The 25,210-nt window shown below is 73.1% G+C and carries 17 protein-coding genes; 11 read left to right on the forward strand and 6 right to left on the reverse strand.

Translation table 11 applies throughout. From position 1 onward, the window contains the following. Positions 1–88 precede the first annotated feature (88 nt). Positions 89–1,426 (forward strand): sensor histidine kinase, encoded by a 1,338-nt coding sequence (locus I3F54_RS14085; protein WP_240119073.1) that lies wholly within the window; start codon positions 89–91, stop codon positions 1,424–1,426. Positions 1,427–1,644: 218 nt separating this feature from the next. On the opposite strand, the gene I3F54_RS14090 is transcribed toward I3F54_RS14085, so the two are convergent. Both I3F54_RS14090 and I3F54_RS14095 read right to left on the reverse strand, forming a co-directional pair. Beyond that, positions 1,645–2,139, reverse strand: coding sequence for an SUKH-3 domain-containing protein (locus tag I3F54_RS14090; RefSeq protein ID WP_240119074.1), 495 nt, complete (start codon positions 2,137–2,139; stop codon positions 1,645–1,647). 413 nt (positions 2,140–2,552) lie between these two features. Continuing rightward, positions 2,553–3,152 (reverse strand): YwqJ-related putative deaminase, encoded by a 600-nt coding sequence (locus tag I3F54_RS14095; protein ID WP_374205924.1) that lies wholly within the window; start codon positions 3,150–3,152, stop codon positions 2,553–2,555. Between the two features lie 295 nt (positions 3,153–3,447). On the opposite strand from I3F54_RS14095, the gene I3F54_RS14100 reads away from it, so the two are divergent. The 3 genes from I3F54_RS14100 (at position 3,448) to I3F54_RS14110 (ending at position 8,237) form a co-directional block, all read left to right on the forward strand. Further along, on the forward strand, positions 3,448–4,476 hold the full coding sequence (locus I3F54_RS14100) for an SMI1/KNR4 family protein (protein WP_240119076.1): 1,029 nt from the start codon (positions 3,448–3,450) through the stop codon (positions 4,474–4,476). 7 nt (positions 4,477–4,483) lie between these two features. Further along, on the forward strand, positions 4,484–7,162 hold the full coding sequence (locus tag I3F54_RS14105; RefSeq protein WP_240119077.1) for an SUKH-4 family immunity protein: 2,679 nt from the start codon (positions 4,484–4,486) through the stop codon (positions 7,160–7,162). Positions 7,163–7,352: 190 nt separating this feature from the next. Next, complete coding sequence (locus I3F54_RS14110; RefSeq protein ID WP_240119078.1) at positions 7,353–8,237, forward strand: cellulose-binding protein; 885 nt, start codon at positions 7,353–7,355, stop codon at positions 8,235–8,237. Positions 8,238–8,368: 131 nt separating this feature from the next. Here the strand turns inward: I3F54_RS14110 and I3F54_RS14115 are convergent, their stop codons facing one another. Further along, positions 8,369–9,865, reverse strand: a complete 1,497-nt coding sequence (locus I3F54_RS14115; protein WP_240119079.1) for an MFS transporter — start codon at positions 9,863–9,865, stop codon at positions 8,369–8,371. 493 nt (positions 9,866–10,358) lie between these two features. Here I3F54_RS14115 and I3F54_RS14120 point away from each other — a divergent pair, with 493 nt between their 5' ends. The 3 genes from I3F54_RS14120 (at position 10,359) to mfd (ending at position 17,587) form a co-directional block, all read left to right on the forward strand. Then, positions 10,359–11,147, forward strand: a complete 789-nt coding sequence (locus tag I3F54_RS14120) for an ABC transporter ATP-binding protein (RefSeq protein WP_240119080.1) — start codon at positions 10,359–10,361, stop codon at positions 11,145–11,147. Then, positions 11,144–13,723: an ABC transporter permease gene (locus I3F54_RS14125; protein ID WP_240119081.1), complete on the forward strand. Its 2,580-nt coding sequence runs from the start codon at positions 11,144–11,146 to the stop codon at positions 13,721–13,723. Before I3F54_RS14120 ends, I3F54_RS14125 begins: the two co-directional genes overlap by 4 nt. A gap of 321 nt (positions 13,724–14,044) precedes the next feature. Next, positions 14,045–17,587, forward strand: a complete 3,543-nt coding sequence (gene mfd, locus I3F54_RS14130; RefSeq protein ID WP_240119082.1) for a transcription-repair coupling factor — start codon at positions 14,045–14,047, stop codon at positions 17,585–17,587. A 228-nt stretch (positions 17,588–17,815) separates the two neighbouring features. Here the strand turns inward: mfd and I3F54_RS14135 are convergent, their stop codons facing one another. Then, on the reverse strand, positions 17,816–17,995 hold the full coding sequence (locus tag I3F54_RS14135; RefSeq protein ID WP_240119083.1) for an antitoxin: 180 nt from the start codon (positions 17,993–17,995) through the stop codon (positions 17,816–17,818). 176 nt (positions 17,996–18,171) lie between these two features. Between I3F54_RS14135 and I3F54_RS14140 the strand changes: the two genes are divergently transcribed. After that, on the forward strand, positions 18,172–18,885 hold the full coding sequence (locus I3F54_RS14140) for an HNH endonuclease family protein (protein WP_240119084.1): 714 nt from the start codon (positions 18,172–18,174) through the stop codon (positions 18,883–18,885). 129 nt (positions 18,886–19,014) lie between these two features. On the opposite strand, the gene I3F54_RS14145 is transcribed toward I3F54_RS14140, so the two are convergent. Continuing rightward, complete coding sequence (locus I3F54_RS14145) at positions 19,015–19,695, reverse strand: hypothetical protein (RefSeq protein ID WP_240119085.1); 681 nt, start codon at positions 19,693–19,695, stop codon at positions 19,015–19,017. A 217-nt stretch (positions 19,696–19,912) separates the two neighbouring features. Between I3F54_RS14145 and I3F54_RS14150 the strand changes: the two genes are divergently transcribed. The 3 genes from I3F54_RS14150 (at position 19,913) to I3F54_RS14160 (ending at position 24,963) form a co-directional block, all read left to right on the forward strand. Beyond that, on the forward strand, positions 19,913–22,075 hold the full coding sequence (locus I3F54_RS14150) for an N-6 DNA methylase (RefSeq protein ID WP_240119086.1): 2,163 nt from the start codon (positions 19,913–19,915) through the stop codon (positions 22,073–22,075). 696 nt (positions 22,076–22,771) lie between these two features. After that, positions 22,772–23,431: a hypothetical protein gene (locus I3F54_RS14155; protein ID WP_240119087.1), complete on the forward strand. Its 660-nt coding sequence runs from the start codon at positions 22,772–22,774 to the stop codon at positions 23,429–23,431. Further along, positions 23,428–24,963 carry a serine/threonine-protein kinase gene (locus I3F54_RS14160; protein WP_275676139.1) on the forward strand — a complete coding sequence of 512 codons (1,536 nt, stop codon included), beginning with the start codon at positions 23,428–23,430 and terminating at the stop codon, positions 24,961–24,963. Before I3F54_RS14155 ends, I3F54_RS14160 begins: the two co-directional genes overlap by 4 nt. A gap of 11 nt (positions 24,964–24,974) precedes the next feature. On the opposite strand, the gene I3F54_RS14165 is transcribed toward I3F54_RS14160, so the two are convergent. Next, on the reverse strand, positions 24,975–25,193 hold the full coding sequence (locus I3F54_RS14165; RefSeq protein WP_240119088.1) for a hypothetical protein: 219 nt from the start codon (positions 25,191–25,193) through the stop codon (positions 24,975–24,977). Positions 25,194–25,210: the final 17 nt, after the last annotated feature.

Genomic DNA, 25,210 nt, shown 5'->3' on the forward strand with positions numbered 1-25,210 from the left:
TCCGGTCCCGTCCGGTCGCCGGGTGCGGTGTGCGCCGGTACCGGAAACTCGCCGGAAAAGCCGTGGCCGCCGCCCGTAGGCTGGAGGCATGACCACGACGGGGGAAGACCACGCGGCGGGCCGGACCGGGCCCGCCGGGCCGTGGTGGTGGCCGCGGCGGCGCAGTGCGGTGCTGGATGCCGGCCTGGCGCTGGTGTCGGCGGCGGAGTGCGCGGTGGAGGGGGTTCCGTTCGCACGGGACGCGGGGATTCCGGCCGCGGCGGGTGTCGTGTTCGGCGTGCTGGCCGGATCGGTGCTGCTGGTGCGCCGGCAGTGGCCGATCGCTGTGGTGCTGGTCTCGATCGCGATCACGCCGGCCCAGATGGGCTTCCTGATGGGCATCGTGGGCCTGTACACGCTGGCGGCGTCGGAGCTGCCGCGGCGGATCATCGGGGCACTCGCGGGGATGTCCCTGGTGGGGACGTTGATCGTGACGCTGGTGCGGGTGCGGCAGGACATGGCGCACGGGGACGTGGCGATCGGCGAGTGGTTCGTGCCGTTCGCCTCCATCACGAGGTCCCTGGGGGTGACGGCGCCTCCGGTGCTGCTGGGTCTGTACGTGGGGGCGCGGCGGCGGTTGATGGAGAGTCTGCGGGAGCGGGCGGACAGCCTGGAACGGGAGCTTCAGCTGCTCGCCGAGCGGGCGGAGGAGCGGGCCGAGTGGGCCCGCAACGAGGAGCGGACGAGGATCGCGCGGGAGATGCACGACGTCGTTGCGCATCGGGTGAGCCTGATGGTGGTGCATGCGGCGGCGTTGCAGGCGGTGGCGCGGAAGGACCCGGAGAAGGCCGTCAGGAACGCGGCGTTGGTCGGGGACATGGGGCGGCAGGCGCTGACCGAGCTGCGGGAGATGCTCGGCGTGCTGCGCAGCGGGGAGGCCGTGACCGGCCGGCGCACGGCGGTGCCGGTGCCGCTCGCCGCGGTGGGCGCGGCCGCGGCTGCGGCGGCCTCGCGGATGGCGGAGGAGTCCGCGGAGGGGCTCGCGGAGGGTCCTCGGCTGACGGAGCTGGAGGAACTGGTGGGGCAGTCGGCGGCCGCCGGGATGGTCGTGGACCTGTCCGTGGAGGGGGAGGCGCGGTCTTACGCGCCGGAGCTGGAGCAGACGGCGTACCGGGTCGTGCAGGAGGCGCTGACCAACGTCCACAAGCATGCGGCGGGGGCGAAGACGTACGTGCGGCTCGCGCATCGGGTGTCGGAGATCGCGATGCAGGTGGAGAACGAGCCGCCGCCGGAGGTGGGGTCGGCGTCGTCGGCTCGCCTGCCGTCGGGGGGCAACGGCCTGGTGGGGATGAAGGAGCGGGTGGTCGCTCTGGGCGGGGTGTTCCTGTCGGGGCCGACGGATGCCGGGGGGTTCCGGGTGTCGGCGGTGATTCCGGCGTCGGTCTAGCCGGACCCGTTGCGCATGGGGCGCCCGCCGGGCGAGGCAGGCACGCTCCCCCACCGCCCCAAGGGCGTGGGAGGTGCCCCTGCCGGACGGGCCGACGGGCGTATGGGCGCCGGGTGCCGCGCGCCTGCCGGTGTCCGGGGTGCGGGGGTGCCGGTGTCCGGGGGCGGGCCGGCCCGAGATGAGGTCGGCGGGTCGGTCTGCGGTGAGGCCCGGGCGGGTCAGTCCGTGGTGAGGCGTACCGGTTCCCGGCCTGAGACGAGGGCGGCGAGGGCCTGGTCGATGCCGGGGCCGAGGTACCAGTCGCCGGTGTGGTCGAGGACGTAGACGCGGCCTTCGCTGTCGATGGCGAGGAGGGCTTCGGTGCCGGTCTCGGTGCCGAGGGGGCAGACCTCGGTGCCGAGGGCGCGGCCGAGGTCTCCGAGGGTGCGGGCCATGTGGAGGCCGCGCAGCGGGTCGAGGTGGAGGGCGGCGGGGGCGATCTGGCGCCCGGGGCCGACGGGGGAGATGCTCAGGCCGCCGAATTCGGCCCAGGCCTCGACGGCGGCGGGGAAGACGGCGTGGCGGTGGCCCGCGGGCGAGGTGTGGTCGCGGAGGGTGTCGGCCCAGATCTCGGCCTGTTTGATGTCCCAGCGTCCGGGTTGCCAGCCGGCGGCGCGCAGGGCGGCGTCGACGGGGACGGAGAAGCGGGTGGTGGAGGTGCGGTCGGTGTGCATCTGCCCTGACTCGTCGGTTCTCTTGTTGTGGCGCGCCGCTGATGGCGCCTCGCCGATGGTGAGTTGATGTTCGTCCGTCGGTGGGGTCCCGGTGTTCGTGCGCCCGGTTCTCCGTGTCGCCGTTCGTGGCGGCGGTGCTCTGCCGCTGTCGATGTGTCGGTCGGTGCGTGCGTGGCCGCGCGTCGGTGAGTCCGTGCCGGTCGGTGTCGGTGAGTCGGTGTCAGCGGGTCTGCGTCGGTGAGTGCGTCTCGATGGCCGTGTGTCCGGGGTGGGTCGGTGTGTCGGCGGTCGGGTCGGATGGCGGGACCCGGTCGAGCGGCGGGCCGGATCGGTGGCGCGGGCCGCATCGGGTGAGAGCGGTCGGAGGGGGCGGGCCGCACCGGGTGGCGGCGGTCGGGTGAGGGGCTCTGCGGTCAGCCGCCGGGTGTCGCCGGGTCGACGATGCGGACGCCGAAGTGGGCGCTGAGGGCGGTGCAGGCACGGCAGGGGTGGGCGAAGCCGCCATGGAGGGGGTCGCCGTCCTCGCGGATGTGGCGGGCGGTGAGTTTGGCCTGTTTGAGGGCTCTGCGGGCCTCGCCGTTGGTCATGGGCTTGCGGGCGGCGCGTTTGCTGCGGGCCGTGTCGGCGGTGGCGATCTGCCGGGAGATGAGGACGGTCTCGGCGCAACGGCCGGTGAAACGGTCCCGTTGGCCGCTGGTGAGGGTGTCGAGGAAGTCCTGGACGAGGGGGTGCAGGGCGGGAGGTGTCTCGCCTCGGGCGGCGGTGGCGGTGAGGGTGGCGCCGCGCACCGAGAGCGCGGCGGCCACGGTGGGCAGGATTCCGTCGCGGCGGTGACGGAGCGTGGGGGCGTGGGGAGTCTCGGTGGAGCTCCAGCCGACACGGGGGTCACCGGAGGGGCCGGCGGTGCCGCCCGGCGCGGTGCGGGGGTCGCCGGAGGCGGCGCGGGGGCCGGCAGGCGTCCTGGAGTGCGGCGCTTCGTGTGTACTTGTTCGTGTGGCGTTCATGGTCGTCATCCCCTCCCGAGCATCCCCCCGGTCGACCCAGACTGCCAAATGGCGTGGTGTGTGCGGAAGCTGGGGCCGCGCGACACGCCCGTGGCAGGCCGGATTGTCACGGTGGGTGATGGCCGGTGACGAAACCGGAGGCCCGGTGACCGGGGTCGGCGCACCGCATAGGCTGTCGGCACCGCGATGGGCGCGGCCAACGCGTGGAGACCGTTGGAGACAGTCGGACACGGGGCGTGGCGAGCCGGAGCCGGAAGGTCAGGTCGCTGTCGGCTCGTACAGAGTGCCGCAGGGGGCAACCGCCATGACGACAGGTCGGCTCGGGCAGCGAGCCGCGCCGCCGAACGCGGCCTACGCCGGGCAGGTCGTGCACTTCCCGGATCCGGTCCGGGCCGCCCGGCACCCCAGAGGGGTGCGGGTGGACGGGAGTGGCTACCCCGACTTCTCGCCCTACGCGCGCGCGGCGGTGGAGATCGCGGAGCCTCCGGAGGGTTTCGGCGTCGACGAGTTGAGGCTGACGGACTACGTGTCGGCCAACGCGGCGCTGGCGGCGAGCGGCCACGCGTTGTGGGACACGGTGCCGAACGTGGCGACGCCGCACGGCTGGACGTGGCACCACGCGGTGCACTCGCGGCGGCTTGAGCTGGTTCCGGTCGAGGTGAAGGCCCTGCTGCGGCATCACGGTGGTGTGGCGACGGCGTCGGTGGACCAGGCCAAGCGGGGTACGCGGCACCTGCAGGAGGCGCGCCCGGCGCATGTCCGGCTGCCGAAGTCGGGTGTGGCGGTGACGGAGCAACAGGTGCTGGGGGTCGAGGAGGACCTGGGCTACCGGTTGCCGGGGGCGTACCGGTCGTTCCTGAAGGCGGCGGGTGGGTGCGCGCCGGTGGGGGCGGCGCTGGACGCCGAGTTGGGGCTGCTGGTCGACCAGCCGTTCTTCACGGTGCGGGACGAGGCCGCGGTCAACGACCTGGTGTACGTCAACAAGTGCCTGCGGGACCACCTGACCAAGGACTACCTGGGTGTCGGCTTCGTACAGGGCGGGTTGCTGGCCGTGAAGGTGAAGGGCGGCCGGGTCGGCTCGGTGTGGTTCTGCGCATACGACGACGCGCGGGACGTGGATCCGGCGTGGACGCCGGCGGAGCGTGCGGAGCGGCTGCTGCTGCCGTGCGGTGACGACTTCGACGCCTTCCTGTCCCGGCTGGCGGGGAATCCGCCGGAGTTGAAGACGGTGGCGGATCTGATGGTGGACGGCGGGTTCGCGCGTCCGGTGCCCGTTTCTTCCGCGGGGGGATCCGCTGGTTCCTCCGCGGGTTCTTCCGTGGTCGGGGAGTGAGCTGGCGATGGTGACGTTCGCGCAGGCGCAGGAGCGCGCGGAGGAGTGGGTCAACGGGGACGTTCCCGCGTACCAGCACCGTGAGGTGCGGGTGCGGGAGTTCGAGCTCGGGTTCGTGGTGTGGGCCGAGGACCGCGTGGACGGGCCGCGTTCGGACGGAGGCGCGCAGCGGCTGGTGATCGCCCGGGACAGCGGCGAGGCCACGCTGTGGCCGGCACTGCCGGTGGGGGAGGTGATCCGCCGGTACGAGGAGGAGTACGGGCGGGCCGACGAACCGCAGGACGCGGTACCGGCCCCCGCGGCACGGGTCGATCTGAACCAGACGTCGTTCCTGCTGAGTCCGCCGGTGTGGTTGCAGGAGGCGGCGGACAAACTGGGGATCCAGGACCGGCGGGGCGATGAGCGCGACGGTTCTGCTGCTGCTGCTGCTGCTGCCGCCGCCGCCGCCGGGCCGGCCGTGGGCGGCGGTGCTCCCGGTGCCGCCGGCGGGCGGTCCGTTGCCGCCGATCAGCCTGCGGGAGCGGGGGCGCTCGCCCCGACGCAGGCGGGTCCCGGCGTCCCGGTTCCGGGTGGGCCCGGTGCGGCGCCCGTGCCCGAAGGGGCCACGCCGTGGACGGGTACGGACACCAACGCCGACCCGGGCGAAGACCGTTCCGTTCCGCTTCCGGCGACCGTGTTCGCGCCCCAGCTGAGCGGGGACGCGGACGAGGACCTTCCTCCGTTGGCCGCACCGGAGGCCGAGACGGCACTGATCACGGGCGGGAGCCGGCTTCCGCGGACGGCGGTGGCACCGGCGCTCGACGCGTCGGGTGCGCCGGTGGTGCAGGGCATGGGCGGGGCGCACGGTGATGTCGGTGCGCCGGGGGGTGTGCAGGCGGCGCGGGCTGAGGGCGCGTCGGCGACGCCGGGCGCTCCCGCAGCGGCGCGCGCGCCGGGCAGCACGCCGCCTCCGCCTCCGGGCGCGCCCGGCGCAGGTGTCCCCGCTCCGGGCGCGCCGTCCTACGGCTACCCGGCGGGCGGCACGCCTCCGCCTCCGGGCGCTCCCAGTTACGGCTATCCGCAAGGGCCCGGCGCTCCCGCGGGCCCGGCGACTGCGCCGCCGGGCGGTCCCCAGGGCGCTCCGGTGCCCGGTGCGCCGCAGCCCCCGGGCGACCCGGGAGCACCGGGACGACCGCTCGCACCGAACGCCGGTGACATCGCCGACGCCGCGACCAGCAAGGCCGCGCCGCCACCACGCCGCGGCAGGGGTGCGCCGCCTCCGCCTCCGCCGGGTGCCCCGGGCATGCCGGGCGGCGGTGCGGTCGGGGATGCCGTGCCTCCGCCCCCACCGGGTGCGGCGGGTGGATACGTGCCGACGCAACTGGTGTCGGCGCTGGGGCCCGACGGACCAGAGGGCGCGCAGCAGGGGGCGAGCGCCCCGAACGCACCGAACGCACCGAACGCGCCGGGCGCACCGCAGTCTCCGGGCGCCCCGGGCATGCCGAATCCGCCGGCCGCGCCGGGTGGTTCCGCCGGGGGCGCGCATGGTGCCGTCCACCATGCGGAAACCGTGCTGGCCGCGCCCCCCGTGGCCGGACCCGGTGCGCCTCCAGCGCCTCCGGTCCCCGGTGCGCCGCAGTCGGTGGCGCCGGGGGCGATGCCCCCGCCTCCGGGCCGGCCGATTCCGGGCGGGCCGCCGGCGGCGTATGGCTACCCGCAGCAGCCGCCCGGGCGGCCGACCGTCGGTCCCGGCTACCAGGCGGTGCTGCGCTACCGCGCGCAGGACGGTTCGGAGCAGCAGCTGATCCGGCGTTCGGCGCCGGGTACGCCGCACCCGGAGTGGCAGATCTTCCACGAGCTGCGCGCCATGAACGTGCCGCCGGACCAGGTGCTGGAGCTGCACACCGAGCTGGAGTCGTGCGAGCTGCCGGGGGCCTACTGCGCGCGGATGATCCGGGAGCAGTGGCCGCAGGCGCGGATCACGAGCATCGCGCCGTACGGCACGGACCACGCGAGCCGGCAGCAGGGCATGCAGCGGCTCCTGGCGCACCAGGGCGAGTTGCACCAGGTGGCGGACGGTCCCGCGCGCATGGCGCCGGTGCGGGCGCCGTTGCCTCCGGTGCAGCCGTTGCCTCCGGTGCCGCCGGAGGGGATCGCGCAGGAGCTGGGCGCGGCCTTCGGGCCGGGCGTGTTCCACTTCGAGCAGGCGGCGGTGTCCCGCCAGGGCGTGCCGCCGATCGTGGCGCACACGCTGGTGGTGGCCGGACTGCCCGTGGACGTGGGCCCCTTCTTCTGGGCCCAGGCCCAGCCGGGGCGGCCGGTGCCGACGCTGGCGGAGCTGGCGGCCGAGCGCCGGCTGCAGCCTGCCGTGGACGCGGGCTCGTACCTCGTCATGGGCAGCGACTTCGGCAAGGCGCTCTGCGTGCAGTACGGCACGGCGAACATCGTCGCGGTGCCGGTGGAGGCGGGGCCGGGGGGTGTGCCGGTGCCGCCGCAGTTCGTGAACTCCGGGCTGCCCGAGTTCCAGCGCTGCCTGGCGCTGCTCGGCCGGATGTGGCGGCTGCGGTTCGGGCTCAACCAGGAGCAGGCCGGTCGCTGGACGGTCGACTTCCAGGCCCAGTTGGCCTCGCTGGATCCGGCGGCGCTCGGTTCGCCGGAGAACTGGTGGTCGGTGCTGCTGGAGCAGATGTGGGACGGGTTGCTGTGACGCGCCTCCCGCGCTGAGGCCGAGGCAGGAGGGCCGTTTCCCGGTCGCGGAACCGGGGCGGCCCTCTTCGTCTGTGCCGCAGGCCGTGACTTTTCGGCGGAGTGTCGCGTTATGAACACTTATGCCCGATCCATCAAGATGTGCGCGAAATCATAACGTTTGCGCCAGCTCGGTGGAGAGGGGTTCCAGGATGAGCGGTACACCGGTCTCACCCCATGGCTTCGCGGCCGTACGGGGGCGTGGCTATCGGCCCGGACGGGTCGACGCCTACGTCGACGCCCTCTGTCGGGACCGTGACGCCACCTGGGAGCGCGCCGCCTGTCTCACCGTGCTCGCCAGGGACATGGAGGCGCAGGCGGAGGGGTTGCGGGAGACGGTCGCGTCCCTCGTGCCACAGACGTACGAGGAGCTCGGGGAGCGCGCGCGGCGCGTGTTCGAGCTCGCGGAGGAGGAGGCGGCGGCTGTTCGGGAGCGGGCGCGGCGTGACGCGCGCGAGTGTGTTGCGCAGGCGGAGGCACACGCCCTCGGCGTGCGCAGGGCAGCGCGGGAGGAGGCGGACGCGCTCCGCGCGGATGCCGAGGAACACGCCGGTCGGCGCCTCCAGGAGACGCGCGCCGAAGCCGACGGCATCCGTGTCGCCGCCCGGCGCGAGGTGAAGGCCGGCCGCAGCGAATCGCTGACGGCGCTGCGCGGGACGCGGCAGCGCACCAGCGGCATGCTGGCCGACACGGAGAGGGAGCACGCCGCGCGGTGGGCCGACGCGGAGCGGGCGGACGCCGAGCGGGCAGCCGCACTTGACGCCCGCCACGCGCGGCGCGTGACGCACGCCGAGGAGGCGTTGTCCGAGGCGGAGGCTGCGCTCGCCGAGGCGAAGGAGTCCGCCCGCCGCCGCCAGGAGGAGGCGCGGGCGCACGCCGCGGAACTGCTGGCGCAAGCGCGCCTGCGGGAGGACCGCATCGTGCGCGAGACGGAGTGTCTGCTGCGCGAGCACGGGGAACTGTGGGACGACGTGCAGGCGCACATGGATCGCATGCGTTCCAGCCTGAGCGCGCTCACGGCGCGCGCAGCCGAGTAGTGCGCGCCCAGCGCGCGCTCCCTGCCGCCCGGTGATGTCCTTGGTCTGGCTCGCCCCACACCCGGCCTCGGCTGTCGCCGGGGCTGTCGACTCGCACCTCTGCGGACGGGTACGGCCCGCTGGAGCGGGACTCAGTCCTTCAGGATCGGGAAGCGTCGCGGCGCGACGAACAGCAGGGCCAGGAAGGCGAGTGCCGCGGCGCAAGAGGCGCCCAGGTACACGGCGTGCACCGCGTCGGCGATGGCGCGCCGCGCCGCCTCCGGGGCCGCACCGGACTCCCACGCACGCGTGACGGAGTCCAGATCGCCGGCACCGCCCAGGCGGGAGGCGAGCACCCCATTGGCGACGGCGCCGAAGACCGAGGCTCCGATCGTCTGACCGGTCTGGCGGCAGAACAGCACGGACGCGGTCGCCGTACCGCGCTCCGTCCACCCGACCGTCGACTGGACGCCGACGATGAGGGGGAGCTGGAACAGGCCGAGCGCCGCGCCGAGCAGCAGCATCAGCAGGGTCGGCTGCCACGCCGACCCCGGGTACGGCAGGAAGGGGAACGCGAACAGGATCAGCGCGGCCGCACCGATGCCGAGCATCGCCGTGTTCCGGAAGCCGATCCTGCGGTAGACGTGCTGGCTCAGCGCCGCCGACACCGGCCAGCTCACCGTCCACACGGTCAGCACGAACCCGGCGGCCACCGGAGCCAGGCCCAGCACCGACTGCGCGTAGGTGGGCAGGAAGACGGTGGGGGCGACCATCAGCAGGCCCAGCGCGGCCAGCGCCAGGTTGACCGCCGCGATCGTGCGGCGGCGCCACACCCACCCGGGGATGATCGGCTCGGCTGCCCGGCGTTCGACGGCGACCACCACCGCCACCAGCACGAGACCCGTACCGAACAGGGCGGCCGAGGGCCGCGACAGCCATGGCCAGGCCACCCCGCCCTGCACCAGCGCGGTCAGCAGCACGCCCCCGCAGACGAACACCGCGACGGCACCGGCCCAGTCGACACGGGCGCGTGGCGCCGCCTCCCGCTCCGGCTCGTGGAGATGACGCACGATCAGCCACAGGGCCACCGCGCCGATGGGCACGTTCACCAGGAAGATCCACCGCCAGTCCGCGTACGCCACGAGGACGCCGCCCAGTCCCGGCCCGCCGATGGCCGACACCGCCCAGACCGTGGACAGCTTCGCCTGGATCCGCGGACGCTCCTCCAGCGGGTACAGGTCGGCGGCGAGTGTCTGCACCGTGCCCTGGAGGGCGCCGCCGCCCAGCCCCTGCAGGATGCGGAAGGCGATGAGGGCGCCCATGTTCCAGGCGGCCGCGCACAGCAGCGAGCCGAGCAGGAACAGCGAGGCGCCGGCGACCAGGACCGGTTTGCGGCCGAAGGTGTCGGACAGCCTGCCGTACACGGGCAGGGTGACGGTCACGGCGAGCAGGTAGCCGGAGAACAGCCAGGAGAACACGGAGAAGCCGCCGAGGTCGCCGACGATCTGCGGGACGGCCGTGGAGACGATGATGGCGTCCAGGGCCGCCAGCGCCATCGTGAGCATCAGCGCGGCGACGACCGCCGCGCGCCGCCCGGTTCCGGCGTGCGGTGCGGCTCCGCCCCGTGTCGCAGGTGTCGTACTGCCCACCGGATCCCCTCCGTTCACCGTGCCGCGCGAGCCGGGGGCACGCCGTGCGTCCCGTGCCCCTTGCAGGCATCTGCCGTCGGACAGCTTCCCATCGGGGTCGGGGCGGCGGGAGGTGGAGTCCGGTTGCGCCGGAAGGCGGAGCCGGACCCCGAGACCGTCTCCACCCCGCGAGGGACGGCCCCTAGGGGTATCTCCGCACCAAGGGTCGGGGACGGGTCGTACCGGCGGAGGACGAGACGGGGCACAGCCTGTCCTTAACCTGGCTTTACGCCGCTGGGGGCGGTTCACCGGACCGGAGCGGTGGGGTTATCCCCCCGGGCGGGACGGGGCCGCGCCCCAGCGCGCCGGACCGTCCGGGACGGAAGACTCGTCGGTGTCGTGAACCGGATCGGCCTCTCGATCCGATCACAGGGCAAGGGCCGACGAACACGCACCACCGACAACGACCCGCCGCGCAGCACTCTCATCTGCTGACCGACATAGGAGACTTACCGTGACATCGGCTGTGACCATCCCCAGGCACGGGGGTACTGGAGGGCGTACGGCCGTTGCCGCGCGGGCGCGGCAGGTCGTCAAGGCGTTCGGGGCCGGGGAGACCCGCGTCGTCGCCCTCGACCACGTCGACGTGGACATCGCCCGCGGCCGTTTCACCGCGATCATGGGGCCCTCGGGGTCCGGCAAGTCCACGCTCATGCACTGCCTCGCCGGCCTCGACACCGTCACCAGTGGCGAGATCCACATCGACGAGACCGAGATCACCGGTCTGAAGGACAAGAAGCTCACGCAACTGCGGCGGGACCGGATCGGCTTCATCTTCCAGGCGTTCAACCTGCTGCCGACGCTGAACGCGCTGGAGAACATCACGCTGCCGATGGACATAGCCGGCCGCAAGCCGGACCGGGAGTGGCTGGAGCGGGTGGTCGAGACCGTCGGGCTGGCCGGCCGTCTCAAGCACCGGCCGGCGCAGTTGTCGGGCGGTCAGCAGCAGCGTGTGGCCGTCGCCCGCGCCCTCGCGGCCCGGCCGGAGATCATCTTCGGCGACGAGCCGACCGGCAACCTGGACTCCCGGGCGGGCGCGGAGGTACTCGGCTTCCTGCGCAGCTCCGTGGACGACCTCGGTCAGACGATCGTGATGGTCACGCACGACCCGGTGGCCGCCTCGTACGCCGACCGCGTGCTGTACCTCGCCGACGGCCGGATCGTCGACGAGATGCACCAGCCCACTGCCGACCAGGTCCTGGACCGCATGAAGGACTTCGACGCCCGGGGGCGCACGTCATGACCGTCCTGAAGACCTCGATGCGCAACTTCTTCGCGCACAAGGGGCGCATGGCCCTGTCGGCCGTGGCGGTTCTGCTGTCGGTGGCGTTCGTGTGCGGCACGCTCGTGTTCACCGACACGATGAACACCACCTTCGACAAACTCTTCGCGGCCACGACCTCCGATGTGACGGTGAGTGCCCAGGGTGCCTCGGACACCGGCGAGACGACGTCCGGCAACGGCAAGCCGCCGGTGATGCCGGCCTCCGTGCTCGGCGAGGTCCGCGGGGCCGAGGGCGTGCAGTCGGCGGAGGGCACGGTGTTCTCCACCTCGGTGACCGTCGTCGACGCCGACAAGGACAGCCTCTCGCCCTCGTCGGGCGCCCCGACCATCGTCGGCAGCTGGAACGGCAACGACGCCCGCACCATGAAGATCACCTCCGGTGCGGCGCCCGAGGGGCCGGACCAGGTCATGGTGGACGCGGACACCGCCGACAAGCACCACCTGAAGCTCGGTGACGAGATCGGCGTGATCAGCGCGGTCGGCACGCACACCGCGAGAATCTCCGGCATCGCCACCTTCCAGGTCACCAACCCCGGCGCGGCGATCTTCTACCTGGACACGAAGACCGCCCAGGAGGCGCTCGTCGGGCAGACCGGCGTCTACACCAACGTCAACGTCACCGCGGCGCAGGGTGTCACCGACGTGCAGCTGAAGAAGAACGTCGTCGCGAGGATCGGCGGCGACTACAAGGTGCAGACCGCCAAGGAGACCGCCGACGCCAACCGGGCGGACGTCAAGAGCCTCCTGGATGTCATGAAGTACGCGATGCTCGGTTTCGCCGGGATCGCCTTCCTCGTCGGCATCTTCCTGATCATCAACACCTTCTCGATGCTGGTCGCCCAGCGCACCCGAGAGATCGGCCTGATGCGGGCCATCGGCTCCTCCCGCCGGCAGGTCAACCGGTCGGTGCTCGCCGAGGCGCTCCTGCTCGGTGTGTTCGGTTCCGTCTTCGGCGTGGCCGCGGGCGTCGGGCTCGCCATCGGCCTGATGAAGCTCATGGGCCTGATGGGCATGCATCTGTCGACCGGCGACCTGACGGTGGCGTGGACGACGCCCGTCGTCGGCCTGCTGCTGGGCGTCGTCGTGACCGTCCTGGCCGCCTACCTGCCCGCCCGGCGTGCCGGCCGGGTCTCCCCGATGGCCGCGCTGCGCGACGCGAGTGCCCCGGCCGATGCCAGGGCGGGCCGGCTGCGGGGCGTGGTGGGCGTGGTCCTCACCGGCGCCGGCGCCTGCGGCCTGTACCTCGCGGCCACGGTGGACGACGCCAAGCAGGGTGCGCTGTGGCTGGGGCTGGGCGTGGTGCTGACCCTGATCGGTTTCGTCGTCGTCGGGCCGCTGCTGGCGGGCGGCGTGGTGCGGGTCCTGGGTGCCGTGCTGCTGCGCGCCTTCGGCCCGGTCGGCCGGATGGCCGAGCGCAACGCCCTGCGCAACCCGCGCCGCACCGGCGCCACGGGCGCCGCCCTGATGATCGGCCTCGCGCTGGTCGCCTGCCTGTCGGTGGTCGGCTCCTCCATGGTCGCCTCCGCCACCGACCAGCTCGACAAGACCGTCGGGACGGACTTCATCATCCAGAGCGACAGCGGGCAGTTGATCACACCGCAGGCGGTCGAGGCCGTGAAGGCGACACCGGGACTGGAGCGGGTCACCGAGTACAGGTGGACCGAGGCCGACTTCACCACACCGGACGGCAAGACCCTGAAGAACACGGCGATCACCGCGGCCGACCCGACGTACGCCACCGACCTGCGCACCGAGACGGTCGCCGGGAACCTCGCGGACGCCTACCGGCCGGAGTCGATGTCCGTCCACGAGCAGTTCGCCGAGGACCACGGCATTCACCTCGGCTCCAAGGTCTCGGTGGCCTTCCGGGACGGGGCCACGGCGGAGCTGACGGTTCGCGCGATCACCAGCAGTGACGTCGTCATCGACCAGGCCGCGATGTACACGTCGATCGACACGCTCGCCAGGTACGTTCCCGCCGACCGGATGCCGCTCGACCAGCTGGTCTTCGCCACCGCCGAGGACGGGCAGCAGGACGCCGCGTACACGGCGCTGAAGGCCGCGCTGCACGACTACCCGCAGTACACCGTCCGCGACCAGACCGACTACAAGCAGGAGCTGAAGGACCAGATAGGCCAGCTGCTGAACATGATCTACGGCCTGCTGGCACTGGCGATCATCGTCGCGATCCTGGGCGTGGTGAACACGCTGGCGCTGTCGGTGGTGGAGCGCACCCGTGAGATCGGGCTGATGCGGGCCATCGGCCTCTCGCGTCGCCAGCTGCGGCGCATGATCCGCATGGAGTCGGTGGTCATCGCCCTCTTCGGGGCCCTGCTCGGGCTCGGGCTGGGCATGGGCTGGGGCGCGACGGCACAACAGCTCCTCGCCCTGGAGGGGCTGACGGTCCTGGAGATCCCGTGGCCGACGATCATCGCCGTGTTCATCGGATCGGCCTTCGTCGGCCTGTTCGCGGCCCTGGTCCCGGCCTTCCGGGCGGGCCGGATGAACGTGCTGAACGCCATCGCCACCGAGTAGCGTCCGGCGCCCGAGCCGGAGAAGCGCCGCCACCGTGTACGGGGGTCACGGGGGACCGCCCGGCGCCGGGAGCCCGGAGGGGACTTCCCGGCGCCGGGCGGATGCGCGTTCCAGCCGGGGGTGTGCCTGCCTTCCGGGGGGTGCGCGTGTCTGCCGGCCGGGGTGCAGGCCGGGCGTCCGTCCCAACAATTCGTACGCCTGAACGAATCAAGGTTTTCCACAGGCGCGGCACGCTCCCGCGCACCGTCGTACTCTGGACACCCCCGGCCCGTGACTCGCGTCGGGCCTTTCGTGTTGCCCACCCCGGATGGAAGCCCTTCCATGAGCCTGCACGGTCTGCTCGACGCCGTCGTCAAGGACACCGCCCTAGCGGAAGCGATCACGGCGGCTGCAGACGGCAACCGCATGCACGTCGACATGGTCGGCCCGCCGGCCGCCCGGCCGTTCGCGATCGCCGCGCTGGCCCGCGAGACCGGCCGGACGGTCCTGGCGGTGACGGCCACCGGCCGCGAGGCGGAGGACCTCGCCGCGGCGCTGCGCTCCCTGCTGCCGCCGGAGGGCGTGGTGGAGTACCCGTCGTGGGAGACGCTGCCGCACGAGCGGCTGAGCCCCCGCAGCGACACCGTGGGCCGTCGCCTCGCCGTCCTGCGGCGCCTGGCCCACCCGCGCCCGGACGACCCCGGGACCGGACCGGTCTCCGTCGTCGTCGCCCCCGTCCGCTCCGTGCTCCAGCCGCAGGTCAAGGGCTTGGGCGAGCTGGAGCCGGTGTCGCTGAGGACGGGGCAGAGCGCCGACCTGAACGACATCGTGCAGGCCCTCGCCGCCGCGGCGTACGCACGCGTGGAGCTGGTGGAGAAGCGTGGCGAGTTCGCTGTGCGCGGCGGCATCCTCGATGTGTTCCCGCCCACCGAGGAACACCCCCTGCGTGTCGAGTTCTGGGGCGACGACGTCGAGGAGATCCGCTACTTCAAGGTCGCCGACCAGCGCTCCCTGGAGATCGCCGAGCACGGGCTGTGGGCCCCGCCGTGCCGTGAGCTGCTGCTCACGGACGACGTGCGCGCCCGTGCGCGGGCCCTGGCCGAGCAGCACCCCGAACTCGGCGAGCTGCTCGGCAAGATCGCCGAGGGGATCGCCGTGGAGGGCATGGAGTCCCTCGCCCCGGTCCTGGTCGACGACATGGAGCTGCTGCTCGACGTCCTGCCCGAGGGCGCCATGGCCCTCGTGTGCGATCCGGAGCGGGTCCGCACGCGGGCCGCGGACCTGGTGGCGACCTCGCAGGAGTTCCTGCAGGCCTCCTGGGCGGCCACCGCGGGCGGCGGCGAGGCGCCCATCGACGTCGGCGCCGCCTCCCTGTGGTCCATCGCCGACGTCCGCGACCGGGCACGCGAGCTGGGCATGATGTGGTGGTCGGTGTCGCCGTTCGCGGCCGACGTGCTGGAGGAGGCCGACACCCTCAAGCTCGGCATGCACGCCCCCGAGACCTACCGCGGCGACACCGCGCGGGCCCTGGCCGACACCAAGGGCTGGCTCGCCGAGGGCTGGCGCACCGTGTTCGTGACCGAGGGGCACGGCCCCGCCACCCGGACCGTCGAGGTGCTCGGCGGCGAGGGCATCGCGGCCCGCCTCGACGCCGACCTCGCCGACCTGTCGCCGTCGGTGGTGCACGTGGCGTGCGGATCGATCGACCACGGCTTCGTCGACCCGCAGCTGAAGGTCGCCGTCCTCACCGAGACCGACCTGTCCGGGCAGAAGGCGGCCGGCCGGGACGGCGCCCGCATGCCCGCGCGGCGCCGCAAGAGCATCGACCCGCTGACCCTGGAGGCGGGCGACCACATCGTCCACGAACAGCACGGTGTCGGCCGCTACATCGAGATGGTGCAGCGCACCGTCCAGGGCGCCACCCGCGAGTACCTGGTCGTGGAGTACGCGCCCGCCAAGCGGGGTCAGCCCGGCGACCGCCTCTACATCCCCACCGACCAGCTGGAGCAGATCACCAAGTACGTCGGCGGCGAGGCGCCCACGCTGCACCGGCTGGGCGGCGCGGACTGGACGAAGACCAAGGCGCGCGCGAAGAAGGCCGTCAAGGAGATCGCCGCCGACCTCATCAGGCTGTACAGCGCGCGCATGGCCGCGCCCGGACACTCCTTCGGCTCCGACACGCCGTGGCAGCGGGAACTGGAGGACGCCTTCCCGTACGCGGAGACGCCGGACCAGCTCACCACCATCGCCGAGGTCAAGGAGGACATGGAGAAGACGGTTCCCATGGACCGTCTGGTCTGCGGCGACGTCGGGTACGGCAAGACGGAGATCGCGGTGCGCGCCGCGTTCAAGGCCGTCCAGGACGGCAAGCAGGTCGCGGTGCTGGTGCCGACGACGCTGCTGGTGCAGCAGCACTTCGGGACGTTCGGCGAGCGGTACGCGCAGTTCCCGGTCACCGTCAAGGCGCTGTCCCGCTTCCAGACCGACACCGAGGCCAAGGCGGTCCTGGAGGGCCTGCGCGAGGGCACCGTCGACGTCGTCATCGGCACCCACCGGCTGTTCTCGTCGGAGACGAGGTTCAAGGACCTGGGCCTGGTCATCGTCGACGAGGAGCAGCGCTTCGGTGTCGAGCACAAGGAGCAGCTGAAGAAGCTGCGCGCCAACGTCGACGTCCTCACCATGTCGGCCACACCCATCCCGCGCACCCTGGAGATGGCCGTCACCGGCATCCGCGAGATGTCGACGATCACCACACCGCCGGAGGAGCGGCACCCCGTGCTGACCTTCGTCGGGGCCTACGAGGAGAAGCAGATCGGCGCCGCCATCCGCCGTGAACTGCTGCGCGAGGGCCAGGTCTTCTACATCCACAACCGGGTGGAGTCGATCGACCGCGCAGCCGCCCGCCTGCGGGCCGTCGTCCCCGAGGCGCGGATCGCCACCGCGCACGGGCAGATGTCGGAGTCGGCGCTGGAGCAGGTTGTCGTCGACTTCTGGGAGAAGAAGTTCGACGTGCTGGTGTCGACGACGATCGTCGAGTCCGGCATCGACATCTCCAACGCCAACACGCTGATCGTGGAACGCGGTGACACCTTCGGCCTGTCCCAGCTGCACCAGCTGCGTGGTCGCGTGGGCCGGGGCCGCGAGCGCGGGTACGCCTACTTCCTGTACCCGCCGGAGAAGCCGCTGACGGAGACCGCGCACGAGCGCCTGGCGACCATCGCCCAGCACACCGAGATGGGTGCCGGGATGTACGTCGCGATGAAGGACCTGGAGATCCGCGGCGCCGGCAACCTGCTCGGCGGCGAGCAGTCCGGCCACATCGCGGGCGTCGGCTTCGACCTGTACGTCCGCATGGTCGGCGAGGCCGTCGCGGACTACCGGCGCCAGCTGGAGGCGGGTGAGCCCGGCGCGGCAGCGGCGGAGGAACTGCTCGAGGTCAAGATCGAGCTGCCGGTCGACGCACACGTCCCGCACGACTACGCCCCGGGCGAGCGGCTGCGTCTGCAGGCCTACCGCGCCATCGCCTCCGCCACCACCGAGGAGGACGTCAAGGCCGTCCGTGAGGAACTCACCGACCGCTACGGCAAGTTGCCCGAGCCGGTGGAGAACCTGTTGCTGGTGGCGGGCCTGCGTATGCTCGCGCGGGCGTGCGGCGTCACCGAGGTCGTGCTGCAGGGCGCCAACATCCGCTTCGCGCCGGTGGAACTGCGCGAGTCGCAGGAGCTCCGGCTCAAGCGCCTCTACCCCGGCAGCGTCATCAAGCCGACCGCGCACCAGGTCCTGGTTCCCCGCCCGAAGACGGCCAAGGTGGGCGGCAAGCCGCTGGTCGGGCGGGAACTGCTCGGCTGGGTCGGGGAGTTCCTGGCGTCGGTGCTGGGGTCGTAGCCCGCAGCGGCGTGGGGCGGCCGGGTTCCCGGCCGCCGTGCCGGCAGCGGGCTGTGTGCGCGGGAAGCGGCGAGTGGAGTCCCAGGCGCGGCGATCACCGAGCCGCCTGGGACCCGCGGCACGGGGAGAGCCGCCCGCGACAGCCGTGCTGCTGCGGGCGGCTTCCGTGCCCAGGTGATACGTGGTCTCGTCGTTCTGTGCCCGGTGCTCCTCCGCGAGTTCGGGGTTCTATCGTTGCGCGGGCCGGTCGCGATCCGTGCCGAGTGCCGCCCCAGCGGTCTGCCGCGCGGCATCGGCCCGGTCCTCGTGCGTTCCGGCCGCCCTGTCGCCGACCTCCCTCTCCGCGGCGCCGGACATCCCTTGGCCCTTGCCCTGCGCCTGGTGCCTGAACCTGTCGAGGACGCCCATGCAGGACTCCTTCCGGAGGCGGCCCCCGTGCTCGACGATACGCCCGGCTTGTGGCGAATGCAGAGGTAGGCGGGCGATGGTCTGAACCTGTGTGCGGCTACGGTATGTACGGTCCGACGCGAGGGAAGACTCGCCCGAGCGGGGCGGAACCGGTCGAGCAAGGGGAGGGGCGCAGCGTGAAGCGTCTGAGGGGCGGGACTGCGGTAGCCGCCGTACTGATACTGGCCGCGGTCGGCTGCAAGCAGCAGACCACCGGATCGGCCGGTTCCGGGTCGACGGCCGGCGGGGGAGCGGCGCTCACCGCCGCCGACTCGCTGACCGTCAAGGGGCGCGCGCCGAAGACCGGATACGACCGGAGCAGGTTCGGAACCCCTTGGGCCGACACCGACTCCAACGGCTGCGACACCCGTGACGACATCCTCAAACGGGACCTGAAGGACGTGCGGTTCACCGGCGGCGACTGCAAGGTGTCCTACGGCGTCCTTGAACAGGACCCCTATTCCGGCAAGGAGATCACCTACCGGCGTGGCCGCAGCCAGGTCGACATCGATCACGTCGTCGCCCTGTCCGATGCCTGGCAGAAGGGCGCCAAGTACTGGGACGCCGCCAAGCGCATCGCCCTCGCCAACGACCCGCTCAACCTCCTCGCCGTCGACGCGAGCGCCAACCGCGGAAAGGGCGACGGCGACACGGCGACGTGGCTGCCGCCCAACAAGGCCTACCGGTGCACGTACGTGGCGGCGCAGGTCGCGGTGAAGAAGAAGTACGAACTGTGGGTCACGGCCGCCGAGCAGGCCGCGATGAAGAAGGTCCTGTCCGGCTGTCCGGACCAGGCGCTGCCCTCCGGCGGCAATCCGACCAGCGCGCCATCCCGGTTCCGCGCGAACTGATCGCATCGGCCTCGCCGTTCCCGCCGGGGACCGGAACCGCCCGGTCGCCGAGGGTGTTGCCCGGGGCCGGGCCGGGGTCGGGGCGGACGGCGGGGCGGGTGCTGTTCCCGCCCCATCGCGCGGCCGCTGTCAGCCGGCCTTCTTCCAGTCCTGGCAGCCGGACGTCTTGAAGTAGGCGTCCGAGGCGCTGATCTTGACGACGGCCGTGCCGGTCACGTTGTCGTTCGCGAGGATCGAGTCGAGCGCGTGCTCGGAGTCCTTGGCGCGCTCCCAGTAGCAGGAGTCGTCGGTGTTGCCCGTGGACCGGTAGGTGCCGGGGGCGATGTCGACGCCGACCTTGAACATGCCCCCGTCGCCGGCCATGGAGTCGGCCGGGGTGCCCTTGGCGGCGGCGTCCACGGCCTCCCAGTCGTGGCAGCCGTTGGACGTGAACACCTTGTCGCTCGCCTTGACGGTGACGTAGCTGGTGCCGGTGACGTTGTCGTTGGCCAGCGTCGAGTCGATCTCACCGGAGGCGTCCTTGGCGCGCTCCCAGTAGCACGCGTCGTCCGTGTTGCCGGTGGTGCGGTAGGTGCCGGGCTGGATGTCCGTGCCGACCTGGAAGTCGCCGTCTCCGGAGAAGGCGGCCTTCTTCCCGGTGGCGTCCTTGCCCGGGTCCTTCTTCGCCCCGGGCTTCTGCTCGGACGACGCGGAGGGGCCCTTGCCGCCGCCGCTCGTCTTGTCGTCGCCGCCGCCGGCGTTCGCCGAGACGACTCCGATGACGACGATCCCCGCCACAGCGCCCAGTGCCACCTTGCTCTTCGTGCCCATGACTGTCCCCCCTGGGATTCGGTGACCGCCCGCTCCGGGCGATCTCTCGCTCGCTTGGTCAATGAGAGCATGCCGTGTGAACCGAGTCAACATGCTCCCTGTTCTCCATTGGGTACACGTGCGTGAAGCGGTAGGACTTGCGCATCTCGGTATGCTCCTGCCACAGGGCCGCCAATGCCGCCAGGGGCGTTCACGGGGTATGAGGGGAGCGGGGCCGGTGCAGGACAACACGACAGAGGTGACCGCCGCCGGAATCGCACGGCTCGCAGGCGTCGGCCGCGCCGCGGTCAGCAACTGGCGCCGCCGCCACGCCGACTTCCCCAAGCCGGTCGGCGGCACCGAGACCAGCCCGTCCTTCGCCCTCGCCGAGGTCGAGGCCTGGCTGCGTGGCCAGGGCAAACTCGCCGAGGTGCCGTTGCGTGAGCGGGTCTGGCAGCAGCTTGCCGGTCATCCCGCCGGCCCGGTCGGCGCCCTCATCCACGCCGGCTGCGTGCTCCTGCTGATCCACGAGCGTCCCACCGTCTGGCTGGAGGTGAGTGCCGGCTCCGACGAGCGGCTTGCGGCGGCGCTGCCGGGTGCGCTGGAGGGGGTGCTCGCTCTGCGGTTCGACGCGGGGGGCGCTGACCGTTCCGGTGTTCACAGTGGCGGCAGTGTTCACGACGAGGTCGATGTTCACAGTGGACCAGGGCCCGGCACCGGGGTTGCTGTGAACACCCAGACTCCGCTGACCGGCACCTCTCCTGTTCACGCCCCGACCGGTCCCCAGCTGCTCCCCTCTGTCCCCCTCCTGCGCGGCACGGCGGAACTCGCCGCCGACCTGGGCGCACGCCAGACGTTCGAGTTCCTGCTCGGCCGGCATCTCGACGCCAACCCACGCCAGTACACGCTCACCCCCGCCGACCTCGCCGGCCTCATGGCCGATCTGGCCGGCCCCGCCCGCACCGTCCTGGACCCGGCCTGCGGCACCGGTGCCCTGCTGCGAGCCGTCGCTCCACAGCCCGGCCAGGAGCTGTACGCCCAGGACAGCGCGCCCGAACTCGCCGCCCTCACGGCACTCCGGCTGGCCCTGCACACGCGGGCCACCGTGCACGGCGCGGCCGGCGACACCCTGCGCGCCGACGCCCATCCCGGCCTGCGCGCCGACGCCGTCCTGTGCCACCCGCCCTTCAACGAGCGCAACTGGGGCCACGACGAGCTCGCCTACGACCCCCGCTGGGAGTACGGCTTCCCGGCCCGCGCCGAGTCCGAGCTGGCGTGGGTGCAGCACGCCCTCGCCCGGCTGAGGGACGGTGGCAGCGCCGTGCTGCTCATGCCGCCGGCCGTCGCGTCCCGCCGCTCCGGCCGCCGTATCCGCGCCGACCTGCTGCGTCGCGGCGCCCTGCGCGCCGTCGTCGCCCTTCCGGCCGGTGCGGCACCGCCGTACAGCATTCCGCTCCACCTGTGGCTGCTGCGGCGGCCAGATCAGCCGCCGGCGCAGCCGGAGGTGCTGCTGGCCGACGCCGGGCAGTTCACCGGCGAGGGGCGTGGGGGGCCCGACTGGCCGGCCGTGCGGGACGCCGTCCTCGACGCCTGGCGCGCCTTCGAGCGCGCGGGCGCGCTCGAGGAGCGGCCCGGGCTGGCGCGCAGCGTGCCGGTCATCGAACTGCTCGACGACGACGTCGACATCGCCCCCGCCCGCCACCTGCCTCCGCCCGCCGTCGTGGACGGCGCCGAGGCGCTCGTCGCCGTACGGGAACGGCTGGGGGAGACGCTGCGGCTGACCGCCGAGCTCACCCCGCCGCCCGCCGGACCCGCGGGCGCCGCCGGGGGCGGGCAGCCCGCGCGCTGGCCGCTCACCACGGTCGGTGAACTCGCGCGCGGCGGCGCCCTGGTGATGCGCACCGGCGGGAACGGCGGCCACGCGCGGGTGCCCGTCCTCACCGACCACGACGTGCTCGCCGGTACGGGTCCCTCGGGGACGCTGCCCGAGAGCGACGAGGAGGCCGTGCTGACCGAGCCGGGAGATGTGGTCGTGCCGGTGCTCGGCGGAGGCGCGGTGGCGCGTGTGGTCGACGACGCGACGGGGGGCGCCGCCCTGGGGCGCAACCTGGTGCTTCTGCGCCCCGATCGCACGGCGCTCGATCCCTGGTTCCTGGCCGGGTTCCTGCGTGGCACCGCCAACAACCGCCAGGCCAGCAGCTACGCCTCCACCGCCACCCGGCTCGACGTGCGCCGGCTGAACCTGCCCCGGCTGCCGTTGGAGGAGCAGCGGCGCTACGGCGCGCGTTTCCGCGCACTCGACGAGTTCGAGCGGGCGCTCCGGCTCACGGGCCGGCTCGGGGAGCAGCTCGTGCGCGGGATGTACGACGGGCTGACCGACGGGACAGTGGCCCCCGACTGACGGCTAGGGGGTGTTCCGAGAGTCCCGCACAGCACCCACGGCGCCCGGCACGCACTCTCGCCGCACCGGCCGTAGATCCGAGTACATCCGGTACGAGGTCTTTCGTCCGGCACGCCGAGAGCACGCACCGGACACCGCGGGCACCGCACCGGACTTTCGAAACACCCCCTGCCCGACCGGCCCCGACTGGCGGCGGGAGCCCGGATCAGGGCCGGCCGCCGTCACGGTGCCGGTGGGCGCCCGCCACCCGGCCACGGTGGAGAACGACCGCCCGGGTCGGCATACCACCGACCCGCGCCGACCGCGAAGCGGTCCCACACGCACGGCCGGGGCGGGCGCCGCACGGAACCCAGCGGGTCGCTCGGGCACGGTGCCGATCGGCGAAGGCGTTTGATCGGCGAGGGTGGTGCTGGGCTTTCGCGACTTCCTCGGCCGGGCGGGAGCGAGGCGGTCGTCCCGGGAGGGGAGGGCCGAGGCCGGCACGAGGGCTGCGACGTGCTCGGGCGGTGGGCCGGGCCGCGAACGGCGACGGGGCCGCAGAGGGAGCGACGTGCTGTAGTTGGCCAGGGACACGTGTGCGTGGGCGGCGAAGTGATCAGTGCGGCAACGGTTCGGTACAACCCGGGACCGGTTGTACGGGTCGGCCTATACGCTCGGAATCCTCGTCCCCATCGGCCAACCGGTCCAGGAGCAGCCATGTACGGCCACGGCACGGTGCCGCCCTCCCGCAGTGAGGGCACCGTCATCACCCTGCGCGTGCTGTTTGCCGCCATCGGACTTCTCTCGTGCGGTCTGCTCGCTTGCGTACCGCTGTTCCGGATCGCCGTCCAGCGTGGGCGGTGGTTCGACTGGACGGTGGCCTGGGTCAGCCTGCCGCTCTCCATCGCCGCGCTGGCCGTGGTCGGGTCCGTGCCGAAGAACGACACGCGCGGCGACGTCGCGACGGCCCTGGTGCTGGTCCTCGGTGCGGCCGCCGTGGCGTACTTCCTCACCGTCGACATCCAGATGCACCGCCAGTGGCGACTGTCCGGCGGACACGTGGCGCCCCACGCCCCCACGGTGCACGCGCCCTACGGCCACCCACAGCCCCCGCACCCGTCGCCGTACACCACCGCGCCGGTGCAGCAGCCGCCCCTGCCCCCGCACCATCACCACACGCCGGTACCGCAGCAGCCGCCGGCGCAGGGGGTCGTGCCCCCGGCTCCCGTGCCGCCCCCGCCCGCGCAGCCGCCCGCCCCCGCCCGCATCGACCAGGTGCGCGCCGAACTCGACGAGCTCAGCGCCTATCTGCGCCGCAACGAAGGCGATCCCGACGGCGGCCACGGGCACGGGCGCGGTCCCGGGGGCGCCAGATGACCATGACGACGGGACGCGTCGTCGCCGGACGCTACGAACTGGCCACCCTCATCGGCCAGGGCGGCATGGGCCAGGTCTGGACGGCCTACGACCGCCGGCTCGACCGGCGCGTGGCGGTGAAGCTGCTGCGCCCCGACAAGGTGGCCGGTCAGGAGGCGGACGAACTGCGCCGCCGGTTCCTGCGCGAGTGCCGGGTGACCGCCCAGGTGGACCACCCCGGCCTGGTGACCGTGCACGATGCGGGCAGCGAGGGCGAGGAGCTGTTCCTCGTCATGCAGTACGTCGACGGCGCGGACCTAGCCGACCACCTCGCCGAGCACGACCCGTACCCCTGGCAGTGGGCGGTTGCCGTCGCCGCGCAACTGTGCGCCGTGCTGAGCGCCGTGCACGCCGTACCGATCGTCCACCGCGACCTGAAGCCGCGCAACGTGATGGTGAAGCAGGACGGTACGGTCACCGTCCTCGACCTCGGGGTCGCGTCCGTCATGGACAGCGACACCACCCGCCTGACGCACACCGGTTCGCCCATCGGCTCGCCGGCCTACATGTCCCCCGAGCAGGCGATGGGTGGCGCCGTGGGCCCCTACACCGACCTGTACGCGCTCGGTGTGCTGCTCCACGAACTCCTCAGCGGCAACGTCCCGTTCGCCGGGTCGACGGCACTCGGGGTGCTCCACCGCCATCTGTACGAGCCGCCGCTGCCGGTGCGCCGGCTGCGCCCGGAGGTTCCCGAGGCGCTGGAGGGTCTGGTGCTGCGCCTGCTGGCCAAGGACCCGCAGCACCGGCCCGCCTCCGCGCAGGAGGTGTACGAGCACCTCGCGCCCTTGCTGCCTGCGCGCGGGACGCCCACAGGGGCGCCCCTGGATCCCACGCGCCCCTTCCTGCGTCCGCACGCCCCCTGGCCGGACCGTGCGCGGACGCCCGCGCCCCGGCCCGCGCCCACCGCGCCGCAGGTCGCCGAGCAGCCCGACGTCGACGTCGCCGCCGCCATCGACGAGGTCAAGCACCTCCTCGGCGCGGGGCGCATCACCCAGGCCGTCGACATCCTCGGCGCGATCCTGCCCGCCGCAGCGCAGCAGCACGGTGAGCACTCCCCGGTCGTGCGCACCCTGCGCAAGCAGTACGCCGCCACACTCATGGACGACGGCCAGTACCGGCGCGCGCTGCCCGAACTGCGCCGTCTCGCCGACGAACGCGCCACCGAGTACGGGCAGGCCGACCCGCAGTCCCTGCGGTACCGCTACGACGCCGCCCAGTGCCTGGAGCAGCTCGGCGAACCCGCGGCGGCACTCGCCGAGTACCGTGCGCTGCTGCCGTACTACGAGAACCAGTACGTGTCGGGCGACCCGGCGCTCGCGCACGACGTGCGCCGCCGCATCGGGCATCTGCTGCTCGCCCTCGGTGACCGTGCCGCCGCCCACGACATGCTGGGACGCCTGCTGCTCGACGTGGAGCGGCTGCACGGCCCCGGGCACCCGCTCGCCGCCGACGTCCGCCGCACGCTGCAATGGCTGGGGCAGATGCGCGGCTAGGACCTCCCGGCCTACGTCGTGGCCGGTTCACACCACACGTACTTGCCCCGGTTGCCGAACCTCGACAGGGGCTGCCGGCCCCACAGGTCGGAGCAGGACCGTACGACGACCAGCCCCCGTCCTTCCTCCGCGTCGGCCGGCTCGGCGAACTCCGCGGGGAAGTCCGGCGGTTCCGGGTCGGCGTCCCACGCGCCGACCCGCAGGGTCCCCTCGCGCCACCGCACCCGCAACCCGGCGGGCCCCTTCG

Source organism: Streptomyces sp. MUM 2J, from assembly GCF_022414535.1.
GTDB lineage: Bacteria > Actinomycetota > Actinomycetes > Streptomycetales > Streptomycetaceae > Streptomyces.